This window comes from Mesorhizobium sp. M5C.F.Ca.IN.020.29.1.1, from assembly GCF_003997375.1.
GTDB lineage: Bacteria > Pseudomonadota > Alphaproteobacteria > Rhizobiales > Rhizobiaceae > Mesorhizobium > Mesorhizobium wenxiniae.
In genome coordinates, this window is record NZ_RZSW01000348.1 from 1 (window position 1) to 6,654 (window position 6,654).

At 62.3% G+C, this 6,654-nt stretch carries 8 protein-coding genes; 6 read left to right on the forward strand and 2 right to left on the reverse strand.

The window, feature by feature from the left end:
- The 6 genes from EOA85_RS23615 to EOA85_RS23640 all read left to right on the forward strand — a co-directional run.
- A partial coding sequence (locus EOA85_RS23615; protein WP_127211371.1) for an ABC transporter substrate-binding protein occupies positions 1–1,003 on the forward strand: 1,003 nt, incomplete at its 5' end.
- A 65-nt stretch (positions 1,004–1,068) separates the two neighbouring features.
- Positions 1,069–2,010, forward strand: a complete 942-nt coding sequence (locus tag EOA85_RS23620) for a YVTN family beta-propeller repeat protein (RefSeq protein WP_164759829.1) — start codon at positions 1,069–1,071, stop codon at positions 2,008–2,010.
- A gap of 38 nt (positions 2,011–2,048) precedes the next feature.
- Entirely contained in the window at positions 2,049–2,543 is a 495-nt protein-coding gene (locus EOA85_RS23625) for a hypothetical protein (protein WP_127211373.1), read from the forward strand.
- Between the two features lie 135 nt (positions 2,544–2,678).
- Positions 2,679–3,431 (forward strand): ATP-binding cassette domain-containing protein, encoded by a 753-nt coding sequence (locus EOA85_RS23630; RefSeq protein WP_342586921.1) that lies wholly within the window; start codon positions 2,679–2,681, stop codon positions 3,429–3,431.
- Between the two features lie 11 nt (positions 3,432–3,442).
- Positions 3,443–4,303: an ABC transporter permease gene (locus EOA85_RS23635; protein ID WP_164759830.1), complete on the forward strand. Its 861-nt coding sequence runs from the start codon at positions 3,443–3,445 to the stop codon at positions 4,301–4,303.
- A complete protein-coding gene (locus EOA85_RS23640; RefSeq protein WP_127211375.1) occupies positions 4,303–4,932 on the forward strand; it encodes a hypothetical protein in 630 nt (209 codons plus the stop codon). Before EOA85_RS23635 ends, EOA85_RS23640 begins: the two co-directional genes overlap by 1 nt.
- A gap of 28 nt (positions 4,933–4,960) precedes the next feature.
- Here the strand turns inward: EOA85_RS23640 and EOA85_RS23645 are convergent, their stop codons facing one another.
- Together EOA85_RS23645 and EOA85_RS23655 are read right to left on the reverse strand one after the other, a co-directional pair.
- Entirely contained in the window at positions 4,961–5,161 is a 201-nt protein-coding gene (locus EOA85_RS23645) for a hypothetical protein (RefSeq protein WP_095518885.1), read from the reverse strand.
- Positions 5,162–5,558: 397 nt separating this feature from the next.
- Positions 5,559–6,654, reverse strand: a 1,096-nt coding sequence (locus EOA85_RS23655; protein ID WP_127211376.1) for a beta-ketoacyl-ACP synthase, incomplete at its 5' end; no start/stop codon positions are given.

Genomic DNA, 6,654 nt, shown 5'->3' on the forward strand with positions numbered 1-6,654 from the left:
CAACAACACGACCGGCAGCTTCCTCGGCCAGAAATTCAGCCTCGACGTGATCGAGGTAAAGCCTGACGCGGATGTCGTTGCGGCCTTCAAGGAAATGATCGCCAAAGGCGACCGCTACGTAATCGCAGACCTCTCGGTCAAACAATTGCTGTCGATCGCCGATCTTGCCCGCGACAACGGCGTTCTGATCTTCAATGCCGGCGCCACCGACGACAGTCTTCGCGAGGAGGAATGCCGCGCCAACATCTTCCACACCATCCCGACGCGCAGCATGCTCGCCGACGGGCTGGCGCAATATCTGATCTGGAAGCAATGGCGGCGCTGGGTGCTGATCTACGGCTCGCACGAGCGCGACCAGCTTTTTGCCGAGGCCCTGCGCCGGGCGGCGACGCGCTTCGGCGGCGAGATCGTCGGCGAAAAGCTGTTCGAGGATACCGGAACGGCACGGCGGACCGATTCCGGCGTCGTCCAAATCCAGCGGCAGATGCCTGTCTTCACCCAGGATCTGCCGGAGCACGATGTGTTGCTGGTCGCCGACGAAAGCGAGGTGTTCGGCACCTATGTTCCGTTCCGCACCTGGACTCCGCGGCCGGTCGCCGGCACCGCCGGCCTCACCCCGTCGGCCTGGCATCCGGCCAGCGAGCAATGGGGCGGCACCCAGATCCAGAACCGCTTCGCCAAGGCAAACGGCCGCCGCATGATGTCGAAGGATATGGCGGCATGGACCGCGGTGCGCATCCTCGGCGAGGCGGCGACCCGCACGCAGGGTGCCGACCCGCGCAAGATGGCCGACTTCATCCGCTCCGACGATTTTTCGATCGCCGCGTTCAAGGGGCAGAAACTGACTTTCCGCAAGTGGAACCAGCAGTTGCGGCAGCCGATCTTCCTCGGCGACAACAGGTCGGTCGTCTCGACGTCGCCGCAGGAAGGTTTTTTGCACCAGGTGTCGGAACTCGATACGCTCGGGGTCGATGAACCCGAAACAAAATGCGTGCTTGAGTAGAACCAATTGGGAGGAATTCAGTGCAGAGACGAGCTTGCGCACTCGCCATTCTCGCGACCGGCTTCATGGCCTGCCCAGCGTCGGCCTACATGGCCTATGTTTCCAACGAGAAGGACAACACGATGTCCGTCGTCGACACCGCGACGATGCAGGTGGTGAAGACCGTCAATGTCGGGCAACGTCCGCGCGGCATCACCATCTCGCATGACGGCAAGCACATTTATCTCTGCGCCAGCGACGACGATTCGATCGAGGTGATCGACACGGCGTCGCTGGAGATTGTCGATACCTTGCCCTCCGGGCCCGACCCGGAGCTCTTCGTGCTCTCGCCTGACGGCAAGACGCTTTATGTCGCCAATGAGGACGACAATCTCGTCACCGTCATCGACATCGAGAATAAGAAGGTGCTGGCTGAAATTCCGGTCGGTGTCGAACCGGAAGGCATGGGCGTCAGCCCGGACGGAAAGATCATGATCAATACGTCCGAAACGACAAACATGGCGCATTTCATCGATACGTCGACCCACGAGATCACCGACAACGTGCTGGTGGATGCGCGTCCGCGCTTCGTCGAGTTCACCCCCGACGGCAAGCAGGCCTGGGTGAGTGCCGAGATCGGCGGCACTGTTTCGGTGATCGACAATCAAACGCGCGAAGTTGTCCAGAAGATCACCTTCGAGATTGCCGGCCTGAGGGCCGAATCGATCCAGCCGGTCGGTGTGCGCATCACCGCCGACGGCAAGAAAGCCTATGTGGCGCTCGGACCGGCCAACCGCGTCGCGGTGATCAACACGCACACATACGAGGTCGAGAAATACGTGCTGGTCGGCCAACGCGTCTGGCAGCTCGCTTTCACTCCGGACCAGAAAACCATCATCTCGACCAACGGCGTGTCGAACGACATCACCTTCATCGACGTGGAGACCGACGAGCCGGTGCAGTCGGTGACCGTCGGCGCGCTGCCATGGGGCGTCGTCGTCTCGCCCAATTTGAATCAACCCAATTGAATCAAACAGACAGAAAAACAGCAGAAGGGCAGGAAATCATGCGGATATTTCGGGCTGTCACTTTCGCTGCGCTGGTCGGCATGGCACTCACGCAGGGCCAGGTCTGGGCGCAGGACCATGACGACGACGCAGCCGCCGGTGCGGCCACCAAAACTGACGCCAGCCCCGAAGCCGAGAAGGCAACCCGGGCCAGCAAGGACGTGCCGGAACTTATCCTCGGCAGCAAGGAAGACCAGTTCACCGCCAACCAGAAGGACTTCCAGCTGATTGCCGGCCAGGGCTATCGCTGGAAGATCACCGCGGCGGGCGGGCTGGAGTACAAATTCCATACCGACCTCTTCCGCAATGTGTGGAACAACCAGATCGTGATCAATGACCTCGAGGTGCACATGAACGGCGCACCCGCATGGCTCGAATTCGACGCCGACGGCACCATCCAGGTGCAGTTCACCACCGTGAGGCCCGGCATCTACACATGGTCGGTGCCCGACCTCGCCCACAGAGGCATGAAAGGCACAATCACGATCAAGTAGGGTCGCCGGAAAGCGGGACCTTCGCGATCGGGCCCGGTGCGCTAGACTCCTGGTGCGCTAGGTGCGCTAGACTATCGTCGACGACAAGGAGCCAGCCGCGTGCAGCATGTGAGGACAAGCGGACCAGGAGATGAGGTGGCGGCGCTCGACGTCGTCGGCGTCAGCCATTCCTATGGTCCGAAGCGGGCGCTCAACGACGTCTCATTCTCGATCGCGCCGGCGACCTTCACCGTCCTTCTCGGCCTTAACGGCGCCGGCAAGACAACTCTGTTCTCGCTGATCAGCCATCTTTACGACACGCGCCGCGGATCGATCCGCATCTTCGGTCATGACGTCAGCCGCGCTTCTGGCGAAGCACTCAGGCGTGTCGGCATCGTGTTCCAGGCCCGCACGCTCGACCTCGATCTCAGCGTCCACCAGAACCTCTCCTATCACGCCGCGCTGCATGGCATCGGCGGACGCGAGGCCCGGCAGCGCATTGCCGCGCTGCTCGATACGGTCGACATGCAGGGCCGCCAGCATGACAAGGCACGCAGTCTTTCCGGCGGCCAGATACGGCGCATCGAGATCGCCAGGGCGCTGCTCCACCGCCCTTCCCTACTGCTGCTCGACGAGGCGACCGTCGGTCTCGACATCCAGTCGCGTGCGGGCATTCTCGCCACCATCCGCAAGCTCGTCGAAACCGAGGGCATTGGCGTGCTGTGGGCGACGCATCTGATCGACGAGGTCAAAGACGGCGACCATGTCGTCGTGCTGCGGCAGGGCGAACTGGTCGCCAAGGGCAAGGTTGCCGATGTCGTCAGGACGAGCGGCGCCGGTTCGATCCGCGACGCCTTTTCGAGGCTCAGCCGCATCGAGGCAGCCGGCATCCCGGAGATATCGCCATGAGCGCTCCCGCAATGCCCGAGAAAGTCGCCGGCATCATCCCGGTGAAGTTCGAAAAATTCGGCCTGCGCCATTATCTCATTTGCCTCAAAGGCGTCGTCCTGCGGGAGTGCCTGCGCTTCCTGCACCAGCGCGAGCGCTTCATATCCTCGCTTGTTCGGCCGCTCATCTGGCTGTTCATTTTTGCCGCCGGATTCCGGCAGGTGCTCGGCGTATCGATCATCCCGCCCTACAAGACCTACGTGCTCTACGAGGTCTACATCACGCCGGGTTTGTGCGGCATGATCCTGCTGTTCTCGGGCATGCAGTCTTCGCTGTCGATGGTTTATGACCGCGAGATGGGCAACATGCGCACCCTTTTGGTCAGCCCCTTCCCGCGCTGGTTCCTGCTGGTGTCGAAGATGCTCGCCGGCGTCTCCGTATCGATCGCGCAAGTCTACGCGTTCCTGATCGTTGCCTGGTTCTGGGGCGTCAAGGCGCCGTCGATCGGCTATCTCATGGTGCTGCCGGCGCTGTTCCTGTCGGGCATGATGCTTTGCGCGCTCGGCATGCTTTTGTCGTCGATGATCAAGCAGCTCGAAAACTTCGCCGGCATCATGAACTTCGTCATCTTTCCCGGCTATTTCGCTTCTCCAGCGCTCTATCCTTTGTGGCGCATCCAGGAGGCGAGCCCGCTGCTTTACAAAATCTGCCTCGCCAACCCGTTCACTTATGCCGTCGAGTTGATCCGCTTCGCCTTCTACGGCCAGATTAACTGGCTGTCGCTGGGCGTCGTTGCCGGCTGCACGCTGCTGTTCCTTGCCGCCGCCATCATCGCTTACGATCCTTCGCGCGGCCTGATGACCCGCAAGCAGGACACGGGAGGAAATGCCTGATGGCACGAATGAGCCTTGTTCGCTGCCTGGCTGTGGTTGCCATGCTCGCGCCGAGCGTGAATGCCAAGGCGGCGAACACCGATCCGGACTGGCCTTGCATACAGCGCAAGGTGCCGCAACTCTCGCTCGGCCAGATCTGGAACGGGCCGGAGCTGCTGCCAGCGGCGAAGGATTTGTCGAAGGACCCCGCCGTCTCCGCCCTGGTCGAGGAGGTGGCAGCCCGGCGGATGCCGATTGCCGAAGCCCAAAGGAAGATCAAGGATTTTGCCGCCTCGCTGCCGGCCGAGCAGCTTGCGCCGAAAATGGCGATGCTGGTGCAAGGCATGTTCGATCACATGGACGCCGAGCGTTCGCACGTGATCTCAGGCATTGCCCGTTACGCCCACAAGCAGCTCGAAATGGCCGCCGCGTTGCGCAAGGAGGCGTCCGATGTCGATGCGTTGCGGGCAAAGCCCGATGCGGACCCCGACGAGGTCGAACGGCGAACCGAACAGCTGAAATTCGCGACGCGAATTTTCAATGAGCGCATCCAATCACTGACTTACGTCTGCGAAGTGCCGACGATCATCGAGCAGCGGCTTTATCAATTGTCCAAGGCGATCTCGGAAACGCTCGCCGCGAAGAAGTAGAACCTTTGTTCGATCTTCGCGGCGGCTCTCACGATCCCCGGCCGGGCAGCACGCGCCAGCGCTGAACGAAATAACCAGGATGCGTCTCGATCCACTGGGCGACCAGCGGCTGCGCCTGCATGAAGGCGGTCCCGGGATTCATCGCCAGGCCGTCCACCATCTGTTCGCGTTGTTCACAGGTCTGCGGCACATCCGTCAGGCAGACCATCATTACGAGCGTGTAAAGCATTGCCCCTTGTCCCCATCGAATTCCCGAACCCCATGCCCGGGAGGTTTCTGAGATACCGACCAGTCTGCAGGGGTCGCACATACGGATCGCTTACGGGTGTGAAAGGACGTGGCCCCTGCTCTTTCGCACTGCAACATAACATGCCGCTTATCTAACGCCAACGCTCGCCGAGGCGTTCTCCAGAGCAAATCACTTCAGGTTGGCGCTGCCTCAATGTGGCGCCGACGTTTCCAGGGCCGATGATTCCGACCTTCACGGCATGTCGTCGATGTCGTCAGACCGGCAGCCCGTTCTGCTTACGCAGGCTCCTTTCGAATGCGAATGCGGGGCGAAACGGCGCAGGAAACTGACCTGGCGCGCCATTTTTTCCCGCCGCATAGCGCCTTCTCGGAGGGCGTCAGCTATGAGCGCCTCTGGTGCCCGCACCGGCCAACTCGGCCGTCCAGCGCCGGAATAGCGCGCTGGCATTGACGCCTCCGAAGCCGAAGCCGTTGGAGATCGCGTAATCCATTCCCATCGGGCGGGCTTGGTTTGCGACGAAGTCGATCCCGTCGCCGGCTGGATCCGGCGCGCTCAAATTGAGTGTCGGCGGTGCCACCTGATCCCTGAGCGCCAGGATTGTGAAGATCGCTCCAAGCCCGCCGGCGGCTCCGAGCAGGTGTCCGGTCGCCGACTTCGTTCCGCTGACAGCGATGGCGGAATCTACGCCGAAGAGTGTTCTGATCGCCGCGATTTCCCCGAGGTCACCGACCGGGGTGGAGGTCGCGTGCGCATTGAGGTGGCGGACCTCACCCGGCGAGATGCCGGCTTGGGCGATCGCGATCTCCATAGCCCGCCGCGCCCCGTCGCCGTCCTCGGGACCGGAGGTGACGTGATGAGCATCCGCCGTCGTGCCGTAGCCGACGAGCTCGGCGAGCGGTTTCGCACCGCGCGCAAGCGCGTGGCTCAATTCCTCGATCACCAGAATGCCGGCTCCTTCGCCCATGACGAAGCCGTCACGCAACATGTCGAACGGACGGGAGGCCTGATCAGGACGGTGATTAAAGGAGGTCGAAAGAGAGCGAGCCGCGGCAAAACCACCGAGGCTGACGATATTCATGCATGCTTCCGTCCCGCCGCACACCGCGATGTCGGCTTCATTGGCGCGGATAAGACGAGCCGCATCGCCGATCGCCTGGATGCCGGCCGCACACGCCGTCACCGGTGCGCCGAGTGGCCCCTTGAAGCCATGGCGGATCGAGATGTGGCCCGCCGCGAGGTTCACCAGGAAGGACGGTACCGTAAACGGCGATAGACGGCGGACGCCGCGCCGGTCGACCGTGCGCACCGCCTCGGTTATGGCGGGGAACCCGCCGACGCCCGAGGCGATGATCGTGGCCGTACGCAGGCGATCCGCTTCCGAGGCGGGTGCCCATCCTGCTTGGGCGAGTGCCTCTTTTGCAGCGGCGAGTCCAAAGAGAATGAACCGGTCTACCTTTCGCTGGTCCTTTTGC

What these genes read in the sequence shown, in the direction of transcription:
- EOA85_RS23620 (WP_164759829.1), top strand. Translation starts at nt 1,069, where the DNA reads ATGGCCTGCCCAGCGTCGGCCTACATGGCCTATGTTTCCAACGAGAAG.
- EOA85_RS23625 (WP_127211373.1), top strand. Translation starts at nt 2,049, where the DNA reads ATGCGGATATTTCGGGCTGTCACTTTCGCTGCGCTGGTCGGCATGGCA.
- EOA85_RS23635 (WP_164759830.1), top strand. Translation starts at nt 3,443, where the DNA reads ATGCCCGAGAAAGTCGCCGGCATCATCCCGGTGAAGTTCGAAAAATTC.
- EOA85_RS23640 (WP_127211375.1), top strand. Translation starts at nt 4,303, where the DNA reads ATGGCACGAATGAGCCTTGTTCGCTGCCTGGCTGTGGTTGCCATGCTC.
- EOA85_RS23645 (WP_095518885.1), bottom strand. Translation starts at nt 5,161, where the DNA reads ATGCTTTACACGCTCGTAATGATGGTCTGCCTGACGGATGTGCCGCAG.